This is a genomic window from Streptomyces sp. Tue6028 (genome assembly GCF_002300165.1).
GTDB classification, from domain to species: domain Bacteria; phylum Actinomycetota; class Actinomycetes; order Streptomycetales; family Streptomycetaceae; genus Streptomyces; species Streptomyces siamensis.
Genome location: NZ_MLCE01000012.1, coordinates 238,713 through 257,859, shown reverse-complemented (window position 1 = coordinate 257,859; position 19,147 = coordinate 238,713). Strand labels below are relative to the sequence as shown.

General features: G+C 72.8%; 19 protein-coding genes and 1 riboswitch. Of the genes, 7 read left to right on the top strand and 12 right to left on the bottom strand.

Annotation, left to right across the window (positions count from 1 at the left end; genetic code table 11):
• Positions 1–4: 4 nt before the first annotated feature.
• The gene (locus tag BKI49_RS10700) at positions 5–424 is read right to left on the bottom strand and encodes an ATP-binding protein (RefSeq protein WP_095933998.1); all 420 of its coding nucleotides are present in this window, start codon (positions 422–424) and stop codon (positions 5–7) included.
• Between the two features lie 92 nt (positions 425–516).
• Between BKI49_RS10700 and BKI49_RS10695 the strand changes: the two genes are divergently transcribed.
• Together BKI49_RS10695 and BKI49_RS10690 are read left to right on the top strand one after the other, a co-directional pair.
• The gene (locus BKI49_RS10695; protein ID WP_095934128.1) at positions 517–1,383 is read left to right on the top strand and encodes a helix-turn-helix domain-containing protein; all 867 of its coding nucleotides are present in this window, start codon (positions 517–519) and stop codon (positions 1,381–1,383) included.
• Complete coding sequence (locus tag BKI49_RS10690) at positions 1,325–1,603, top strand: DUF397 domain-containing protein (RefSeq protein ID WP_095933997.1); 279 nt, start codon at positions 1,325–1,327, stop codon at positions 1,601–1,603. The genes BKI49_RS10695 and BKI49_RS10690 overlap by 59 nt, the downstream gene beginning before the upstream one ends.
• Here the strand turns inward: BKI49_RS10690 and BKI49_RS10685 are convergent.
• Positions 1,587–2,756, bottom strand: coding sequence for a steroid 3-ketoacyl-CoA thiolase (locus tag BKI49_RS10685; RefSeq protein WP_095933996.1), 1,170 nt, complete (start codon positions 2,754–2,756; stop codon positions 1,587–1,589). The genes BKI49_RS10690 and BKI49_RS10685 overlap by 17 nt on opposite strands.
• A 263-nt stretch (positions 2,757–3,019) precedes the next feature.
• Between BKI49_RS10685 and BKI49_RS10680 the strand changes: the two genes are divergently transcribed.
• Positions 3,020–4,255: a cytochrome P450 gene (locus BKI49_RS10680; RefSeq protein ID WP_095933995.1), complete on the top strand. Its 1,236-nt coding sequence runs from the start codon at positions 3,020–3,022 to the stop codon at positions 4,253–4,255.
• Between the two features lie 132 nt (positions 4,256–4,387).
• Here the strand turns inward: BKI49_RS10680 and BKI49_RS10675 are convergent, their stop codons facing one another.
• A complete protein-coding gene (locus BKI49_RS10675; RefSeq protein ID WP_095933994.1) occupies positions 4,388–5,074 on the bottom strand; it encodes a YoaK family protein in 687 nt (228 codons plus the stop codon).
• 103 nt (positions 5,075–5,177) lie between these two features.
• On the opposite strand from BKI49_RS10675, the gene BKI49_RS10670 reads away from it, so the two are divergent.
• Positions 5,178–6,437, top strand: coding sequence for an alpha/beta hydrolase (locus BKI49_RS10670; protein WP_095933993.1), 1,260 nt, complete (start codon positions 5,178–5,180; stop codon positions 6,435–6,437).
• A 122-nt stretch (positions 6,438–6,559) separates the two neighbouring features.
• On the opposite strand, the gene BKI49_RS10665 is transcribed toward BKI49_RS10670, so the two are convergent.
• From BKI49_RS10665 to BKI49_RS10640, 6 genes are all read right to left on the bottom strand, one after another.
• Positions 6,560–6,979 (bottom strand): aggregation-promoting factor C-terminal-like domain-containing protein, encoded by a 420-nt coding sequence (locus tag BKI49_RS10665; RefSeq protein WP_095933992.1) that lies wholly within the window; start codon positions 6,977–6,979, stop codon positions 6,560–6,562.
• A 376-nt stretch (positions 6,980–7,355) separates the two neighbouring features.
• Positions 7,356–8,201 (bottom strand): ECF transporter S component, encoded by an 846-nt coding sequence (locus tag BKI49_RS10660; protein ID WP_095933991.1) that lies wholly within the window; start codon positions 8,199–8,201, stop codon positions 7,356–7,358.
• A complete protein-coding gene (locus BKI49_RS10655) occupies positions 8,198–10,012 on the bottom strand; it encodes an ABC transporter ATP-binding protein (protein ID WP_095933990.1) in 1,815 nt (604 codons plus the stop codon). Before BKI49_RS10655 ends, BKI49_RS10660 begins: the two co-directional genes overlap by 4 nt.
• Complete coding sequence (locus BKI49_RS10650; protein WP_179332395.1) at positions 10,009–11,253, bottom strand: energy-coupling factor transporter transmembrane component T; 1,245 nt, start codon at positions 11,251–11,253, stop codon at positions 10,009–10,011. Before BKI49_RS10650 ends, BKI49_RS10655 begins: the two co-directional genes overlap by 4 nt.
• Before the next feature lie 9 nt (positions 11,254–11,262).
• Entirely contained in the window at positions 11,263–11,919 is a 657-nt protein-coding gene (locus BKI49_RS10645) for an SCO2322 family protein (protein ID WP_373557534.1), read from the bottom strand.
• A complete protein-coding gene (locus BKI49_RS10640) occupies positions 11,919–13,142 on the bottom strand; it encodes a prenyltransferase/squalene oxidase repeat-containing protein (protein WP_095933988.1) in 1,224 nt (407 codons plus the stop codon). Before BKI49_RS10640 ends, BKI49_RS10645 begins: the two co-directional genes overlap by 1 nt.
• A 142-nt stretch (positions 13,143–13,284) precedes the next feature.
• Positions 13,285–13,341: riboswitch (cobalamin riboswitch) on the bottom strand.
• Between the two features lie 103 nt (positions 13,342–13,444).
• On the opposite strand from BKI49_RS10640, the gene BKI49_RS10635 reads away from it, so the two are divergent.
• Positions 13,445–14,107: a phosphotransferase gene (locus tag BKI49_RS10635; protein WP_095933987.1), complete on the top strand. Its 663-nt coding sequence runs from the start codon at positions 13,445–13,447 to the stop codon at positions 14,105–14,107.
• On the opposite strand, the gene BKI49_RS10630 is transcribed toward BKI49_RS10635, so the two are convergent.
• From BKI49_RS10630 to BKI49_RS10620, 3 genes are all read right to left on the bottom strand, one after another.
• The gene (locus BKI49_RS10630; RefSeq protein ID WP_095933986.1) at positions 14,101–15,249 is read right to left on the bottom strand and encodes a serine hydrolase domain-containing protein; all 1,149 of its coding nucleotides are present in this window, start codon (positions 15,247–15,249) and stop codon (positions 14,101–14,103) included. The genes BKI49_RS10635 and BKI49_RS10630 overlap by 7 nt on opposite strands.
• 121 nt (positions 15,250–15,370) lie before the next feature.
• Positions 15,371–15,811 (bottom strand): nuclear transport factor 2 family protein, encoded by a 441-nt coding sequence (locus BKI49_RS10625; protein ID WP_095933985.1) that lies wholly within the window; start codon positions 15,809–15,811, stop codon positions 15,371–15,373.
• Positions 15,812–15,971: 160 nt separating this feature from the next.
• A complete protein-coding gene (locus tag BKI49_RS10620; protein ID WP_095933984.1) occupies positions 15,972–17,012 on the bottom strand; it encodes an MBL fold metallo-hydrolase in 1,041 nt (346 codons plus the stop codon).
• A gap of 259 nt (positions 17,013–17,271) precedes the next feature.
• Between BKI49_RS10620 and BKI49_RS10615 the strand changes: the two genes are divergently transcribed.
• Both BKI49_RS10615 and BKI49_RS10610 read left to right on the top strand, forming a co-directional pair.
• Entirely contained in the window at positions 17,272–18,729 is a 1,458-nt protein-coding gene (locus BKI49_RS10615) for an aldehyde dehydrogenase (RefSeq protein WP_095933983.1), read from the top strand.
• A gap of 2 nt (positions 18,730–18,731) precedes the next feature.
• Entirely contained in the window at positions 18,732–18,965 is a 234-nt protein-coding gene (locus BKI49_RS10610; protein ID WP_095933982.1) for a ferredoxin, read from the top strand.
• The last annotated feature ends 182 nt before the right edge of the window (positions 18,966–19,147 follow it).

Here is a 19,147-nt window from a genome sequence, read left to right as displayed (position 1 = left end):
CGGCTCAGGGGGCGGAGCACTCGAACCACACGGTCTTGCCGCCGCCCGGTTCGGGATCCACTCCCCACTTGTCGACCACCGCGTCGAGCAGGACGAGCCCGCGGCCGTTCTCCGCCTCCGGCCGCAACTCGGTCCGGGCGGCGGGCAGTTGCGGGTGACCGTCGGTGACCTCCCCCCGCACACCCGCCGCCAGCCGCAGCAGCACCACCACGCAACGGCGGTCGGGGACATGGCGGACGACGTTGGCGAGCAGCTCGGTGAGCGCCAGCTCCACGGAGTCCGCCGCCTCTGCCAGTTCCCATTCCTCCAGGCACGAGCGGGCGATCCGGCGGATGTGCCGGGCCGAGTGCTCACCCGCCGTGAGACGGATGCGGTACTGGGCGGGACGGGGGCCCAGCAGCGTGGGGGGAAAGTATTCGTTCACACGTCGAGGCTGGCCTCGCGCGACTACTCTGGGCTACCGAACGGATGCAACTGGTACCGCTGTTGGCCGAGCCGTACGAGAAGGGGCCGTGCGTGACCCACATCAGCTCCCTCGACCCGGGTGCCTCGCCGCTCGACTACTACGGCTTCGAACTGCGCCGCCATCGCGAGGCCGCGGGGCTCACGCAGAAGCAGCTCGGGGACATCGTCAACTACACCGGTTCGCTGGTCGGCCAGATCGAGACGGCCCGCAAACTGCCCACGCCCGAGTTCAGCGAACGGGTGGACGCGGCGCTAGGGACGGGCGGGTTGTTGTCGCGGTTGGTGGGGCTGGTGTTGCGCAGTCATGTGCCCGCCTGGTTCCAACAGGTTGCGGAGTTGGAAGTGCGGGCGACGGAGATCTGCACATTCCAGATGGGCATGGTCCACGGCCTGCTCCAGACCGACGCGTATGTGCGGGCCACGCTCGGTGCGCTCGACCGCAGGGACCTCGACGACCGCACCGCCGTACGGTTGGCGCGCCAGCGCATCTTCGAGGCGGGTGAGCCGCCCGTCTTCTGGATGGTCCTGAGCGAAGCCGCTCTCTACCAGGAGATCGGTGGGCCGGGCACCATGCGGGGCCAACTGGCGCACTTGTTGGCGTTCGAGCACGATCCCCGGGTCAACATTCAGGTGCTGCCCTTCAAAGCCGGTGCGCACGCCGGGCTCACCGGCTCGTTCACTCTCTATCGCTTCGCCACCGACCCCGCCATCGTCTACACCGAGAGTTACGGGAGCGGCCATCCGACTGCGAACCCGGCCACGGTCAGGGACTGTTCGCTCCGTTACGATCACCTTCAAGCCGCCGCGCTCTCCCTCAGGGACTCGGCGATGCTGATCCGGCACGTGATGGAGGAACGCTATGGAGAGCAACTCGCGCTCGGCGGACGTGCGGTGGCGCAAGTCGAGCTACAGCGGTGACACCGGCGGTTCCTGCGTCGAATGCGCCCCCACCGCCCCCCTCGCCTGGCGCAAGGCCTCGTACAGCAGCGACCAGGGCGGCGAGTGTGTCGAGGTCGCCCAAACCCCCCACGCCACCGTCGCCGTACGCGATTCGAAGAACCCGGCGGGCCCGGCACTCGCCTTCGGGCCCGCCGCGTTCACCGGCTTCGTCGCCTGGGCGGCTACAGCCGCTGAATGATCGTCCCGGTGGCCAGTCCGCCGCCGGCGCACATCGTGATCAGGGCGAACTCCTTGTCCGTACGCTCCAGTTCGTGGAGCGCGGTGGTGATCAGGCGGGCCCCGGTGGCGCCCACCGGGTGACCCAGCGCGATCGCGCCGCCGTTGACGTTGACCTTCTCCAGGTCCTGCTCGAAGACCTGGGCCCAGCTCAGCACCACCGACGCGAAGGCCTCGTTGATCTCGACGAGGTCGATGTCCTTCAGGGACATCCCCGCCTTGCCCAGCACCGTGCGCGTCGCGTCGATCGGGCCGTCGAGGTGGAAGTGCGGGTCGGAGCCCACGAGCGCCTGGGCGACGATCCGGGCCCGCGGCTTCAGCTTCAGGGCGCGCGCCATCCGCTTCGACGCCCACAGGATGGCGGCGGCACCGTCGGAGATCTGCGAGGAGTTGCCCGCCGTGTGGACCGCGGTCGGCATCACCGGCTTCAGGCGGGCCAGCGCGTCCATGGAGGTGTCCCGCAGTCCTTCGTCCCGGTCGACGAGGCGCCACATGCCCTGTCCGGCCCGCTGCTCCTCCTCGGTGGTCGGCACCTGCACGGCGAACGTCTCACGCTTGAAGCGCTCCTCGGACCAGGCGATCGCCGCCCGCTCCTGCGAGATGAGGCCGAGCGAGTCGACGTTCTCGCGGGTCAGGCCGCGGTGGCGGGCGATGCGCTCCGCCGCCTCGAACTGGTTGGGCAGGTCCACGTTCCACTCGTCGGGGAACGGCTTGCCCGGACCGTGCTTGGAGCCGGAGCCCAGCGGCACCCGCGACATCGCCTCGACACCGCAGCTGATGCCGACGTCGATGACGCCCGCCGCGACCATGTTGGCCACCATGTGCGAGGCCTGCTGCGAGGAGCCGCACTGGCAGTCGACCGTCGTCGCCGCCGTCTCGTAGGGCAGGCCCATCGTCAGCCATGCCGTGCGGGCGGGGTTCATCGACTGTTCGCCGGCGTGCGTCACCGTGCCGCCGACGATCTGTTCGACGCAGTCGGCGTGGATGCCGGTGCGGCCCAGGAGCTCCCGGTAGGTCTCGCCCAGGAGATAGGCGGGGTGCAGATTGGCGAGCGCGCCGCCGCGCTTGCCGATGGGGGTGCGTACAGCTTCGACGATCACGGGTTCGGCGGCCATTGGGGGTGGGTCCTCTCCTCCGTTACCCGCGCGGCGCGGGCGTCCCGGCCCACCCGCCACGCAGAACTAGTACGCGTTCTAGTTCTGTGTGCAGTCTGCTGACATCGCGTCCACCACCGCAAGGGTCGTGCAGCCTCGGAAGTCGCGATCTGCACGAATCCCGCACGCAATTGGGGATGCCGCGCCTCTTGCGAGTTGTGGAACCCGTTACTACCTTCACGGCAATTCCTGATGGACCGTCAGATGGCAGGAGTGAGTTGCCGATGCCCTGTCCAGCGCTCCCCGACGGGTTCGACTTCACCGACCCCGATCTGCTGCGCGACCGTGTGCCCCTGCCGGAGTTCGCCGAACTGCGCCGTGTCGAACCGGTCCACTGGGTGGCTCAGCCGTCCAATCTCGCCGGTTTCCAGGACGAGGGCTACTGGGCCGTCACCCGGCACGTGGACGTCAAGTACGTCTCCACCCACCCGGAGATCTTCTCCTCCACCGTCAACACGGCCATCATCCGGTTCAACGAGCACATCGAGCGCGACGCCATCGACGCCCAGCGGCTCATCCTGCTCAACATGGACCCGCCCGAGCACACCCGTGTCCGGCAGATCGTGCAGCGCGTCTTCACCCCGCGCGCCATCCGCGCGCTGGAGGACACCCTGCGCACTCGCGCCCGCGCGATCGTCGAGACCGCCCGTGCCCACTCCGGTTCCTTCGACTTCGTCACCCAGGTCGCCTGTGAACTGCCCCTCCAGGCGATAGCCGAGCTGATCGGTGTCCCGCAGGACGACCGCGCCAAGATTTTCGACTGGTCCAACAAGATGATCGCGTACGACGACCCGGAGTACGCCATCACCGAGGAGGTCGGCGCCGAGTCGGCCACCGAACTCATCGCCTACGCCATGAACATGGCCGCCGACCGCAAGCAGTGCCCGGCCAAGGACCTCGTCACCACGCTCGTCGCCGCCGAGGACGAGGGCAACCTCGCCTCCGACGAGTTCGGCTTCTTCGTGCTGATGCTCTCCGTCGCCGGGAACGAGACCACCCGCAACGCCATCACCCACGGCATGCACGCCTTCCTCACCCACCCCGAGCAGTGGGAGCTGTACAAGAGGGAGCGCCCGGCCACGGCCGCCGAGGAGATCGTCCGCTGGGCCACCCCCGTCGTCTCCTTCCAGCGCACCGCCACCCAGGACACCGAACTCGGCGGCAAGCAGATCAAGAAGGGCGACCGCGTCGGCATCTTCTACTCCTCCGCCAACCACGACCCCGACGTCTTCGACCACCCGGAGGTCTTCGACGTCACCCGCGACCCCAACCCGCACCTCGGCTTCGGCGGAGGCGGCCCGCACTACTGCCTGGGCAAGTCCCTGGCCGTCCTGGAGATCGACCTCATCTTCAACGCCATCGCCGACGCCATGCCCGACCTCCGGCTCACCGGCGACCCGCGCCGGCTGCGCTCCGCCTGGATCAACGGCGTCAAGGAACTCCAGGTCAGCCACCGCTGAGCGACGCGGTCACACGCTCGGGCCGACGGACTCCCGGTGCCGTCGGCCCGTCCCGCGGGAGGCAGGGGCATCCCCCCTACGCCCCGCCCCTGCCTCCCGCGGGGCGCCGACGCGAGCGTGTCCCGTCCGCCGTCACTCGCGGCCCGACGCCGTCACCGCCAGCACCCCGGACAGCAGCGCCGCGACCAGCAGCGGCAGACCCAGGCCGTGGTGCAGCACCAGCCACGCGCCGAGCACCGCGCCCGCCAGCATCGCGACGACCGAGGCCGTACGGCGGGGGGAACGGCTGCCCTGCCCGCCGCCCAGCCGAGAGTCGGCGGCCAGGCCCGTGAGCGTCATCGTCAGCACGGTGGTCGTCAGGTCCGGCACGCCCAGCTTGCGGACGGTCGCGTTGCGCAGGCCCATCGCGAAGGCCGTCACGGCGATCAGCGTGTACACGGTGCCCGTCCTGCCGGGCGCGAGGTGGGCCACCAGCGCCGTCGCGCCGACCAGGAGCGCCTCCGCGCAGAGGATGATCCGCACCCAGGTGCGGCGGGAGCCCGTGCCCAACCGCCGTCCGGAGCGCCCGCCCCCCACCGCCCCCACCAGGAACGACCCCAGGGACACCAGCGAGTGCGTGGTGGAGAAGCCCGGCGCACCCGCGGCGGCGAAGCCGAGGACCACCACATTGCCGGTCATGTTCGCGGTGAAGACGTGCCCGAGCCCCAGATAGCTCACCGCGTCGACGATCCCGCTGACGACCGTGAGCCCCAGCAGCACCCCCACCAGCCGCAGTCCGCGCTCCTCCCGGTCGTGCGGCTTCTCCGTCTCCGTGGTCATCGGGCCTCCGGTCAGCGGGACAGGCGTGGTGGACCCAGGTCCACCACGGACGCGGGGGATCGTCGGATGTCGACGCCCGGCGCGCGTCCGTAGCGTCGACCCCATGAGCGATAACACGCGCAGGAACGTCGGATCCATACGAACACGCCGCCACCGGCGCACCCGGCGGGCGATCGCCGCCGGTGCGGCACTACTGCTCGCCGGACTCGCCGCGGCACCGGCGGCCGTGGCGGCCGACCGCCGGGGCCCGGCCGCGCGCGGCGCCCTCGTCTCCGTCGTGCCGGTCGCCTCGCACGACGCCGACGCGGTGCGGAGGTTCCTGGCCGAACGGGAGACGGCCACGGACCCCGTGCGGTACGGCGTGCGGTCGTACCGCCTCACCTACCGGACCGTCGATCCGCACGGCGCACCGACCCTCGCCACCGGCCTGCTCACCCTGCCCGCCGGGGGAAGGCACCGGCTCGACCTCGTCTCCGACACGCACGGCACGATGGTCGCCCGCGCCTACGCGCCCTCCGTCGGAGAGGACTTCGGCCGCGTCCCGTCCTATCTGCACGCCGGCGCCGGCCGCGCGGTGGCCGCGCCCGACTACCTGGGCCTGGGCGAGGGCCCCGGCCGCCACCCCTACATGGACACCCGGTCCTCGGTGACCGCCTCGGTCGACATGCTGCGCGCGGCCCGCGCCGCCGCGGACCGGCTGGGCCGGCCGCTGACCACAGACGTCTACGCGACCGGCTTCTCCCAGGGCGGGCAGGTCGCGATGGCCCTCGGAAGGGCCCTGCAGAACGGCGCGGACGGACACTTCCGGCTGAAGGCGCTCGCCCCGGTCAGCGGACCGTACGACCTGGAGGGGGAGGAGATCCCGGCCCTGTTCGACGGGCGGGTCAACGACACGAGCGGTGTCCTCTACACCTCGTACTGGCTGGTCGCGCAGAACCGGCTGCACCCGATCTACAAGGACCCCGCCGAGGCATTCCGCGAGCCGTACGCGAGCCGCGTCGAGGGGCTGTACGACGGGGCGCACGAGGAGGAGGACATCCTCGGCGCGCTGCCGCCGACCGTGGGGGAGATGCTGACGCCGGCCTTCGCCGAGCGGATGCGGCATCCCGCCGGCGCGCTGCTGGACGCGATCCGTGGCGCGGACCACACCTGCGACTGGAAGCCGCGGGTGCCGGTGCGCCTGTACGCGGGGGCGGCCGACACCGACGTGCCGATCGCGAACGCGCGCAGCTGTGCCCGGCAGCTGGCCGGGCACGGGAAGCGGGCGGAGCTCGTCGACCAGGGAGACGTGGACCACTTCGGCTCGTTCGCGGTGTCGGCGCCGCAGGTGGTGCGGTTCTTCGACTCCGTCAGCGGTGAGTGAGACCGCTGCCGTCGGCGGCCGGGGTCCGCGGGGCCGCCGGACGGTGTGACGGCATGGCGAAGGCGGCGGCCCCGGGGATCGGGGGGCCGCCGCCTTCGCGTACGGGGTGAGGCTCGGGCTGATCAGTACCAGCCGTTGGCCTGCCAGAAGCTCCAGGCGCCCATGGGGCTGCCGTAGCGGGAGTTCATGTAGTCCAGACCCCACTTGATCTGGGTCTTGGGGTTGGTCTTCCAGTCGGCGCCGGCGGACGCCATCTTCGAGCCGGGCAGGGCCTGGACCAGGCCGTACGCGCCGGAGGACGCGTTCGTGGCGCTGGCGTTCCAGCCGCTCTCGTGCTCGACGATCTTGCTGAAGGCGTTGAACTGCGCGGCGTCCGGGATCATCTGGTGCGCGATCGACTGAGCGGAGGAGGCGGAGGTGGGCGCGGCGGCCTGGGCGGGGGCCGCGGCCAGCACCATGCCGGTCGTGGCGGCGGCCACGGCGGCACCGGCGAGGGCCTTCTTCGGGGAGGCAACGGCACGGCGGATGAAGGAGACGGACACGGAGAACCTTTTTCTTCGGGGACATGGGATCGCACGCTGTCCGTTGCCACGCGGTGCGCAGGTCCGGCATACGTCGGCGCCGCGGCCCGGGTGGGCTCGTCGGCGCCTGGCGACGACTCCAGAGAAACAGCCTCGAAGCCCGTCCGCAATGACCCCTTTTACTAGTGGTGGTCGCATCCACGGAGAAAGTCCCTCGTGTGATCTGGCTCTCAAACCGCAGGTCAGAGGCTGTAATGACGTGGACATGGCGTCCGATTTATCCTACTAACTCCGTTAGGATGTGACTTAGGCCCTGTGGGGTGCTTCACCCCGGAACTGGCACAGGGTGCGCGACCGCCCGCACCCCGTCACCGGGCGGTGTGACCTGGGCCGCACCTCACCGGGGTTCGAATGTGACCGGCGCCTCGAACGCGGCCCGGCGCGTGGCCCTGCGCAGCGCCCTGAGGAGCGTCGCGCCCAGCGCGAGGGTCAGGACGACCGTGACGACCGCCCGGCCCAGGTCCCAGCCCAGGGAGGTGGCCACGCAGTACGCCAGGAACCGGGCCAGGTTCCCGGGCAGGCCGCGGTCCGGGTCGTACGCGATGTCCGAGGCCAGCGCGTCCATGAAGGGCCACCCGGCCAGATTCATGACCGTGCCGTACGCGAACGCGGCCAGGAACCCGTACGCCGCGAGCATCGCCAGCTCCGCACGCCCGCGCAGCCGGTCGGGGCCCGGCAGCAGGCCCGCGCCCATCGTGAACCAGCCCATCGACAGCATCTGGAACGGCATCCACGGCCCGACCCCGCCCGTGAGCAGCGCCGACGCGAACATCGTCACGGAGCCGAGCACGAACCCGAACCCCGGCCCGAGCACCCGCCCGCTCAGCACCATCAGGAAGAACATCGGCTCGATCCCCGCGGTGCCCGCCCCGACCGGACGCAGGGCCGCACCCGTCGCCGCCAGCACGCCCAGCATCGCCACGGCCTTCGGGCCGAGCCCCGACTCCGAGATCGTCGCGGCCACCACGGCGACCAGCAGCACCAGCAGCCCCGCGAACAGCCAGGGCGCGTCCTGCGCGTGCGCGCCGACCTGCGAACCGGGCCCGGCGATCAGCGGCCAGAGGAATCCGGCGGCACCGGTGGCGCTCACCAGGACGAGCGCGGCCACCGAGCGGGGCCCGAGGCGCACGGCCCGCGCCTGGCGCTGGATCGGGGCGGGACGGGGAGTGGCGGGTCCGGTCATGACAGGGCCTCCCGGACCTGGGCGACCGTGAGCCAGGGCAGCGGGGCGAGCACCTTGCCGACCTGCGGCGCGAACGACGGCGAGGCCACGACGACCTCCGCGGTGGGGCCGTCCGCGACGACCTCGCCGTCCGCCAGGATGACGACACGGTGGGCGAGCTCCGCGGCCAGCTCCACGTCGTGCGTGGCCAGGACGATGGCGTGCCCCTCGGCCGCCAGGCCGCGCAGCACCGTCACCAGCCGGGCCTTGGCCGCGTAGTCCAGGCCGCGGGTCGGCTCGTCGAGCAGCAGCAGCGGGGGACGCGCCGTCAGGACGACGGCCAGCGCGAGCGCCAGCCGCTGCCCCTCCGACAGGTCCCGGGGATGCGTGTCGTCCGCGATGCCGGGCAGCAGCTCCGACACCAGCGCCCGGCAGGTCCCGGCCGCGGCCCCGGCGTCCTCGTCGGCCGCGGCGCACTCGGCGGCCACCGTGTCCGCGTACAGCAGGTCCCTCGGCTCCTGCGGCACGAGACCCACCCGCCGTACGAGGTCACGGGGCGCCGTGCGGTGCGGCACCGCCCCGCCGACCAGGACCGAACCGGCCGCCGGCGCGACGAGCCCGACCAGCGCCCCGAGCAGCGTGGACTTACCCGCGCCGTTGCGGCCCATCAGGGCGATCGTCTCGCCGGGCGCTGCGGTCAGGCCGACCCGACGCAGCGCCTCGATGCGACCGCGCCGCACGGCCAGCGACTCCACGACCGCCGGCCGATCCCCCGGGGACTCCGTCGGTGCATCCGGGGCGCCGCGGCGCAGCAGCCGTGCCAGCGCGGAGACGGGGCGCACGCCCTGCGGCGCCGCTTCCCGCCGCCGTTCCGCTGCGGCCTTCCGGCCGGTCTCGTCCCGCCGTTCCGCTGCGGCCTTCCGGCCGGTCTCGTCCCGCCGTGCCGCCCCGTCTCGCCCCGCCCCGTCTCGCTGTGCCGGCACGCGGAGCTGTGCCGGACCGGCGCCGCCCGGTGCCTGCGCGAGCCGTTCGCGCAGGTCGCCCGCCCTGCGCCGGGCGTCGCGGACCGTCAGCGGGAGCGGGGACCAGCCGGCCAGCCGGCCGAGCTCCACCACCGGCGGACACACCGGGGACACCGCCATCACCTCCGCGGGGGTGCCGAGGACCGGCGCCGCGCCCGGGGAGGGAAGGAGGACGAGCCGGTCCGCGTACTGCACGACGCGCTCCAGCCGGTGCTCGGCCATGAGCACCGTCGTACCGAGGTCGTGCACCAGCCGCTGGAGCACCGCGAGGACCTCCTCGGCGGCGGCCGGGTCCAGCGCCGACGTGGGTTCGTCGAGGACCAGGACGCTCGGGTGCGGGGTGAGGACCGAGCCGATGGCCACGCGTTGCTGCTGGCCGCCGGACAGGGTCGAGATCGGCCGATCGCGCAGATCCGCGAGGGACAGCAGGTCGAGGGTCTCCTCCACCCGGCGGCGCATCACGTCCGGGGCGAGCCCCAGCGACTCCATGCCGTAGGCGAGTTCGTCCTCCACCGTGTCCGTCACGAAGTGGGACAACGGGTCCTGGCCCACCGTGCCCACCACGTCCGCGAGCTCGCGCGGCTTGTGCGTGCGGGTGTCCCGCCCGGCGACCGTGACCCGGCCGCGCAGCGTGCCGCCCGTGAAGTGCGGGACGAGCCCGCTCACCGCGCCGAGCACCGTCGACTTGCCGACCCCGGACGGGCCGACCAGCAGCACCAGCTCACCCTCCGGCACCTCGAAGTCCACGCCCCGCACGGTGGGCCCGGCCGCCCCCTCGTAGGTCACCGAGACGTCCTCGAAACGGATCATGGGGCTTCCTTGGGGATCGGAGCGACGAACGCGGGGAGAAGACCGAGCAGCACGGCCGCCGCCGGCCACAGCGGGAGGGCGGGGGCCACGAGCGGGACGACACCGGGACGCAGCGCCGCCAGATCGTACGAGGCCGCGGCGGTCATCAGCGCGGCCACCGCCACGCCCGAACCCGCGACCAGCCAGGCCCGCACACCCCACTCGTCCGGCCGGTACCGGGTGCGTGCCGTGCGGCGGCCGCCCAGCCACAGCCCGCCGAGCGCGGCGGCCAGACCGGCCGCGAGGACCGGCAGACCGTACGTTCCCCCTTCGGCGGTCAGCAGCCCGTACGTGCCCGCGCACACCCCGAGCAGACCGCCCAGCGTCAGCACGGCCGTGGTGCGGCGGACGCCGGACGGCACCCGCGCCGTGCGCCCGTAACCGCGCGCGTCCATGGCCGCCGCGAGAGCCACCGAACGCTCCAGCGCGCCCTCCAGGACCGGCAGCCCGACGTGCAGCAGACCGCGCAGACCGCGGTCGGGGCGGCCGCGCAGCCGTCGGGCCGACCGCAGCCGCTGAGCGTCCGCGATCAGGTTCGGAGCGAAGGTCAGCGCCACGACCACCGCCACGCCCGTCTCGTACAGCGCCCCCGGCAGCGACTTCAACAGCCGCGCGGGGTTGGCGAGCGCGTTCGCGGCGCCCACGCAGATGAGCAGCGTGGCCAGCTTCAGACCGTCGTACAGCGCGAACACCAGCCCCTCCGCGGTGACCCGGCCGCCGATGCGGACGCCCTGCGCCCAGTCGGGCAGCGGCACTTCGGGGAGCGTGACGACGAGGTGCGTGCCGGGGATCGGCGAACCGAGGAACACGGCGAAGACGAGCCGGATCGCGAGGACCGCCATCGCCAGCTTCACGAACGCGCCGTACGAACGGGCCCAGGGCGCCGAGGTGCGCCGGGCCGCCACGACGTATCCGGCCGTGCCGACGAGCAGGGCCAGCAGCAGAGGGTTGGTGGTGCGGGACGCCGCGGTGCCCAGCCCCAGGGCCCAGACCCACCAGGCCCCCGGGTGCAGGGCGTTGGTCCGGTTCGCCTCCGGCGCGACGCCGCGGGGGCGCCGCGGGCCCCGGCCGGCGGCGGCGTCCGGCGTCGGTCCCTGCCCGTCACCGGGCTGCCGGCCCCGCTCGAACAGGACCGACCAGCGCCCGGCCGGACGGCCGTCCGCGGCGGGCGCCGCCGTCTCCTCGGTGTCGTCCCTCGTCATCGTGCCCGCTCAGCCCCGGCGTCGGCGCGCCTGCCAGACGGCCGCGCCGGCCAGGACCGCCACGGCACCCGCTCCCGCCAGCAGGCCCACCGACGGGCCGTCGTCCGACGGCTCGGAGCGGTCCTCGGCCGAAGCGGAACCGGCCCCGCCGTTCGCCGAGACCTGCTCGCCACAGCCGGTGCGGGGGTAGCCGGAGATGGCGCACAGAAGGGCGTCGCTGCCGTAGCGCAGCGGCTTCGCGACCGACGCGAGGGCCTCCGCGGTCGTCGCGTCCGGGGCGACCCGGGCGCAGGCCGTGCGCGGCGCCGGCGGCGTCTCGCCGGACGGCGCGTCGGCGGGCACACCGAAGTCGACGACGAGCGCCACCCGCTTCTTGCCGGACTGCGCGGCCGTGGTGGCGCAGACGGACGCGAAGTCCTTGTCGCCACGCGGCCGCACGGCGTCCTTCGAGTCCTCGCTCACCGCGAAGCGGAACCCCACGACATCACCGTCGGACGGCCGCGCGGTCGACGGCCCCTGCGTGGCGTACGCCCACTTCCCGCCGGTCAGCTCCCAGAAGGACCAGTAGCGGTAGCCGACGGCCTGCGCCGGGGAGGTGCCGCCGAGCACCAGGAACAGCAGGGCCAGGGCGAGGGCCAGGACCGGCGCGGACGTCCGACGGCGTATCACAGCTGCTGCTTCTTGTTGCGGCCGCTGAGCAGGAAGCCGATGCCGATGCCGGCGACGAGGCCGACGCCGACGATCCACCACACGCCGAGACCCTTGTCGTCGTCCTTCTTCTTCTCGTCCGCGGCGTCCGAGTGATCGGCCGCGGCCGCCGCCGGGCCGGTCCTGCCGAGCTGCGTGACGAGGTCCTGGCCGCCGAAGTGACGCGGGTCGGTGCCGGTGGCGTGCGCGGCGAAGATCAGCTGCGCGTACGCGGCGGGACCGGCCTTCGCCGCCCAGGCACCGGACTCCTTCTCCAGCCAGGCGAGCGGCTTCTTCGTGTCCGCGGTCCGGCCCGCGGCGGCGAGCGCGACGACGGCGTCGGCGGTGTTGCCGTAGTCCGGCTGGTCCTTCGCGCCCGGCATCGCGGACAGCAGGTAGGGCTTGGCGTCCAGGCTTCCCGCGAGGTAGGACGCGCCGTTGGCGGCGGCCCCCTGCGGCGTCAGCCCGTCGGCGTCGCGGCAGGTGTCACCGCCGGAGGCCTTGCCCGCCGTCGTCACGAAGCCCTTGCCGAGCGAGCCGACCACGCCCGCCGCCGAGGCGTCGGCGTTCGCCGCCAGCTTCCCCTTCTTGTCCGGCTGGAAGGCGAAGGCACCACCGCCGTCCTCGTCGCACGGGACCGACAGCTTCACCAGGGCGTCGTAGGGCGACTTGCCGTCCTTCACCACGTCGCCGGGGTGCTGCCCGGCCGCGGTGAGCGCGCCGATCACCACGGACGTCGAGTTGGCGTCGCTCGCACCGCCCGCGGTGTAGCCCCAGCCGCCGTCCTTGTTCTGCACGGACTTCAGCCAGCCGACCGCCTTGCCCAGCTCGTCGTCGTGCCCGCCGAGCGCGGCGAGCGCCTGCACGGCGGCGGCCGTGTTGTTCGTGTCGACCATCGTCTTGGCGTCGCACTTCGCGCTCGCGTCGGCGCGGTACGGCGCGAACGCCCCCGTCGCGCACTGCTGCCCGGTCAGCCACTTGACCGCCTTCGCGGCCGGCTCGACGCCCACGGTGTGCTGCGCGAGCAGCGCGAGCGACTGCCGCCACACGCCGTCGTACGTGGGGTCGGTGGACCCGAAGAGGCCGGACGGAAGGGCCGGCGAGGGAGAAGGGGACGCGTCGGCGGCGAAGGCGGCCGGTGCGAAGGCCGCGCCGATCACGGCGGATGCGGCCAGTACGGCTGCGCTGCGGCGAACAATCATGACTCTCCCTGCGGGGGAGCCGGGCAGCACCGGGCACGCTGGAGCATCCGGGCGGCTCCGGCCCCGTATGCCTCGACGGTGCCGGCCACCGGCGGGCTGCCGGTGGCACGAGCCGGTCACGTCCCGGGCGAGGCGATCCGGCTCACCGCCCTCGGGGCGGTTCACGGTTGCGGGTCAGCGCCGGAATTGCACCGGCTTCCCCCCGTACGGGTGTGATGACGACGCGCTCACTCTACCGGCCCGTAGCAAGAGCCTGAGGGGCGCCTGTGACGGGCGCCGCCGGGGCCGCTAGGTTCGGCCCCATGCGAACGGGGAGACTGCTCGGCTCGGGGCGCTCGGCGGACGTCTACGAGGTCGACGAGGCCTGGGTGCTGCGCCGCGACCGGGAGGGCTGGGGCGACGCCACCGCCGAGGCCGCGGTGATGCAGCACGTGCACACGCACGGCTATCCGGTGCCCGCGATCCGCGCGGCGACCCGGACCGACCTCGTCATGGAGCGGCTGACCGGGCCGACCATGCTGGGGGCGTTCGGCGAGGGACTGCTGTCCCCCGAGGAGGCCGGTCTCATCCTCGCCCGGCTGCTGCGCAAACTGCACGCGGTGCCCGCCCGGCTCTCCGCCGACCCCGCCGTCCGCGTCCTCCACCTGGATCTGCACCCCGACAACGTGATGCTCACGCCCGACGGCCCGAAGGTCATCGACTGGGCCAACGCGGAGGAGGGGCCGCCCGGGCTGGACTGGGGCATGTCCGCGGTGATCCTCGCCCAGGTCGCGGTCGGCGGCGACGCCGTCGCCGGGGTGGCCCACGAGACGCTCGCCGCGATGCTCGACGCCAACGAGGACTGCGTGACGGACGACGGCCTCGCCGGAGCCAGGGCCCGGCGCGCCGCCAACCCGACGATGAGCACGCGCGAGGTCGAGCTCCTCGGCGACGCCGAGGAGTTGATCCGCGAACTGCTTCACTGAGGGCCGTCGGCGGTCCGCCGCCAAAAGGCCCGCATCAGCGGGGTGGGCGTCGGATTCTCCATGGCGACCTGAGTGAGCAGCACGGTGACCGTGCCGGTGGACGGCACCAGGTGGGCGGTGGTGCCGGTGCCGCCGACCCAGCCGTAGCGGCCCGGCACGTTCCACGGGTCGAGGGGCGCGATGTCGACCTGACCGCCGTACCCCCAGCCCTGCCCCTCCAGGAACAGCGCGCCGTCCTCGCGCTGGGCGGGCGTGAGGTGGTCGGTGGTCATCCGCCGCACCGCGTCGGCTGACAGCACCCGGCGCCCGCCCCCCGTGCCGCCGTCGAGCAGCATCCGCGCGAAGGCCAGCCAGTCGTCCACCGTGGAGACGAGCCCGCCGGCGCCGGACGGGAAGGGGGCGACACCGCTCCACTGCCCCTCGGGTGTGTCTACGAGCTCCAGACCGCCCCCGGCGGGCCGGTACGAGCTGGTGAACCGGTCCCGCTTCGCCGCCGGCACCTCGAAGGCGGTGTCCGTCATGCCGAGCGGCTCGAAGATCCGCTCGGCCAGGAACTCCGGCAGCGGCCGGCCGGCCGCACGGGAGACCAGGACTCCCTGGAGGTCGGAGCTGGTGTTGTACAGCCAGGCCTCGCCCGGCTGGTGCAGCAGCGGAACACGGGCCAGGCGCTCCAGCCAGGCGTCCGGCGGTGGGAAGGCCTGCGGACTGCGGCCGTCCGACGGCACCTCGAACAGCGCCTGGACCTGCGGCAGCGAGAAGTCGGAGGGGAAGCCCCAGCCCGGCCGGGAGGACAGCAGGTCCGCGACGGTGATGGGCCGCACGGCCGGGACCACGTCGTCGAGCGGCGACGACGGCGTCCGTACCACCGTCGGCTTCGCCAGCTCCGGAAGCCAGGTGTCGACCGGGTCGTCCGGCGCGATCACACCGTCGTCGACGAGCGTCAGCACGGCGGCCGCCGTGATCGGCTTCGTGATCGAGGCGATGCGGAAGATCGAGTCCCGCGCCATCGGGGCGCTGCCCTCGACGTCCACGGAGCCCACGGCCCGCACCTCGACACGGTCGGCGCGGGCGACCAGGCCCACCGCTCCCGGCACCGTGCCGTCGTCGACGTACGCCTTCAGGAGATCGTGCAGGCCGCTCATCGCGTCACCTTCCGTACGGGGCGGGCACCGCGGCCCGCCGTCACCCCGTACGACTCCCCACGCGCCCGGAACTCATCGCCGCACCGACCCGCATCCCCCGGAACGGGCGCGCGGGGGGCCGTCACCGGCGGGGCGTCGGCCCGCCGAACGGCAGGACGAGGGTGCGCGAGGCGAGCAGCCAGCCGCCGTCGGTCCGCAGCAAGGCGTCTTCGTAGTTCCCGACCTGGACGGGAGGTCCGGCCGGGACCATGCCGCCGGTGTGGCCGTCGACCCGGTAGGTCGTGAAGTACGAGGTGGCCGTCGCCGTGGCCCGGGAGTCGACCGTGACGAGGACGTTCGACATCACGCGGCGCGAGAGCCGGTCCGCGGGGCGCCCGGCGAAGTACTCCCGCAGCGCGGCGCGCCCCCGCACGACCCGTTCCCCCTCCGGCCACTGCCAGACGCCGTCCTCGGTGAACAGGTCCGCGACGGTGCCGGGTTCGCCGAGGTCGAGGCGGCGGGCGAAGTCGACGACAAGCCGTTCGCAGGCCCGCTCGGCGAGGAGTTCCTCCAAGGCGTCCATGGGACGTTGGTACCAGCCGAGGCGGATCTCCTCGACCGCTTTTCGGCGGTCCCGCCCGGCGCCGCGGCGGGCGGCTCCGGACGTTCGCGCGGCGGGTCGTCGCCGCGTGTTCACGCACGGGTGGTCGCCGCGTGTTCACATGCGGGCCGTCGCCGCGCGGTCACACGGCGACGTACGTCACCGGGTCGCTGCCCGTTACGGCCTCGGCGCGGCCCAGTTTGACCAGGCGGCGCAGGTGCGCCTCCGCCTCCGAGACCGCGATGGTCCGCGAGCCGTAGGGGATCTGCTCCCAGGGGCGGTTCCACTCCATGCGCTCGGCGAGCTGCCAGGGGGTGAGGGGGGTGGTGAGCAGCGACAGCAGACCGGTGAGGCGTTCCTCGTGGTGGTCGAGCAACTCCCGCACCCGGGCGGGGGCGTCGGCGAACGGGTGCTGGTGGGCCGGGAGCACCTCGGCGGGCTCCAGGCGGCCGATGCGTTCCAGGGAGTCGAGGTAGTCGCCGAGGGGGTCGGTGACGGTCGCGTCGTCCGGGTCTTCGTAGAGCCCGATGTGCGGGGTGATCCGCGGCAGCAGATGGTCGCCGGAGAACAGCCGTCCGCGGCCGGGCAGCCGGGCGGGATGGGTCTCCTCCAGGTGGAGGCAGACGTGGCCGGGGGTGTGGCCCGGCGTCCACACGGCGCGCAGCCGGCGGCCGGGCAGGGGCAGCAGTTCGCCGGGGACGATCTCCCGGTCGGGCAGCGCGGGCGAGAAGCCGGGCAGGGTGCTGGGCCGGCGCGCGGAGGTCCGCGTCCCGCGCAGCGGGGCGATGTGCTCCTCGGGCGCGCCCGAGGCCTCCAGCTTGGCCGCCATGTAGGCGAACCAGCGCTCGGGCCGGTTCTCCCGGGTCCGCCGGACGATGGCGACGTCCGCGGCGTGCATCGCGATCCAGGCCCCGGACGCCTCGCGGACCTTGCCGGACAGTCCGTGGTGATCGGGGTGGTGGTGGGTGATGACCACACCGTGGACGCCGGCGACGGAGGTGCCGCAGGCGGTGAGGCCCTCGGCGAGGGTGTCCCAGGAGCCGGGGTCGTCCCATCCCGTGTCGATCAGGACGGGGCCGGCGTCGGTGTCGACGACGTACACCAGGGTGTGGCCGAGGGGGTTGTCCGGGATGGGCACCTTGATCGACCGTACGCCCCCGCCGTGATCGGTCACCTGCGTCATGCGCTTCCCACCCATCGCCGAGTTCTCGCCACTATAACTAGAACGGGTTCCAATGGGAGCCCAAGTCGACCGTTCCGCCGGGGTCGGGTGCCCGGCGGGTCGGATTCCGGCCGTTGTTCCCGAGCGGTTCAGGAGCGATGCCCGTCGCACGAGGACCCCTCCCGATGGCGCCGGAGGCGTGGACTGTGCCGACGGGAACTGGTATCAGTTCTCATATCTGATGGATCGTCAGAGAACTTCCCCGGGGAGGCAGTCGGCCATGACCGAGCTCGTGGAACACGGACAGCTGTTCATCGGCGGGGAGTTGACGGACCCCCTGGGCCGGGACGTCATCGAGATCGTCTCGCCGCACACCGAGGAAGTCATCGGGCGGGTGCCGCACGCCTGTGCACAGGACGTCGACCGGGCCGTCTCCGTGGCGCGCAAGGCCTTCGACGAAGGCCCGTGGCCGCGCATGAGCCTCGACGAGCGGATCCAGGTCGTCACCCGGATCAAGGACGCGATCGCCGTGCGTCACGAGGAGATCGCCCGTGTCATCTCCTCCGAGAACGGCTCCCCGTACTCCTGGAGCGTCCTCGCGCAGGCCCTCGGCGCGATGATGGTGTGGGACGCGGCGATCACCGTCGCGCGCGACTACCCGTACGAGCAGACGCGCGACGGGGTCCTCGGCAAGATCATGGTGCGCCGCGAACCGGTGGGCGTGGTGGCGGCCGTGGTGCCGTGGAACGTGCCGCAGTTCGTGGCGGCGGCCAAGCTCGCGCCCGCCCTGCTGACCGGCTGCACCGTGGTGCTCAAGCCGTCGCCCGAGTCGCCCCTGGACGCCTATCTGCTCGGCGAGATCGCCCGGGAGGCCGGGCTGCCGGAGGGCGTGCTGTCGATCCTCCCCGCCGACCGCGAGGTCAGCGAGTACCTGGTCGGACACCCCGGCATCGACAAGGTCTCCTTCACGGGCTCCGTCGCCGCGGGCAAGCGCGTCATGGAGGTCGCCGCCCGCAACCTCACCCGCGTGACTCTGGAACTCGGCGGCAAGTCGGCGGCGGTCATCCTGCCCGACGCGGACATCGGGACGTCGGTCCCCGGGATCGTCTCGGCCGCCTGGATGAACAACGGCCAGGCGTGCGTGGCCCAGACCCGCATCCTCGTCCCGCGCTCCCGCTACGACGAGTTCGCGGACGCCTTCGCCGCCGCCGCGAGCGCCCTGGTCGTCGGCGACCCGCTCGACCCGGCGACGCAGGTCGGCCCGCTGGTCGCCAGGCGTCAGCAGCAACGCAACCTCGACTACATCCGCATCGGCCAGGAGGAGGGCGCCAAGATCCTCACCGGCGGCGGACGCCCGCACGGCCTCGACCGCGGCTGGTACGTCGAGCCGACGCTCTTCGGCGACGTCGACAACTCCATGCGCATCGCCCGCGAGGAGATCTTCGGCCCGGTGATCTGCCTGCTCCCGTACGGCGACGAGACCGAGGCCGTGAAGATCGCCAACGACTCCGACTACGGGCTCAGCGGCAGCGTCTGGACCGCCGACGTCGCCCACGGCATCGAGGTGGCCCGCCAGGTCCGCACCGGCACCTACTCCGTGAACACCTTCAGTCTCGACATGCTCGGCCCGTTCGGCGGCTACAAGAACTCCGGCCTGGGACGGGAGTTCGGACCCGAGGGGTACGGCGAGTTCCTGGAGCACAAGATGATCCACCTGCCGGCCGGCTGGGAGGCGTGAGCATGGGCGACCGCTGGCAGGTCGAGGTCGACCGCTCCGTCTGCATCGGCTCCGCCCAGTGCGTCCACCAGGCACCCGACGCCTTCCGGCAGGACAGCGTCATGCAGTCGCATCCGGTCGATCCGGAGACCGACGCCAACGAGAGGATCCTCGAGGCGGCGGAGGGCTGCCCCGTGGAGGCCATCATGATCACGGTGCTGGGGACCGGGGAGCCGGTCTTTCCTCCAGAAGACTGAAAAAAATCCGTTTTAGGGTGCTCCATTTGGCCGTGGGCGTTCTATCCTGGTATTGGCCTACGGGACGAGTGAGGGAGTTCGACCGGAGTAGCCGACTCGGGCGTGACGCTTAGGCATCCGCCGGGGCCGACGTCGACGGACGGGCTGAGAGGCCGGAAGGCAGCAGCAGGGCCGGAAGGCGA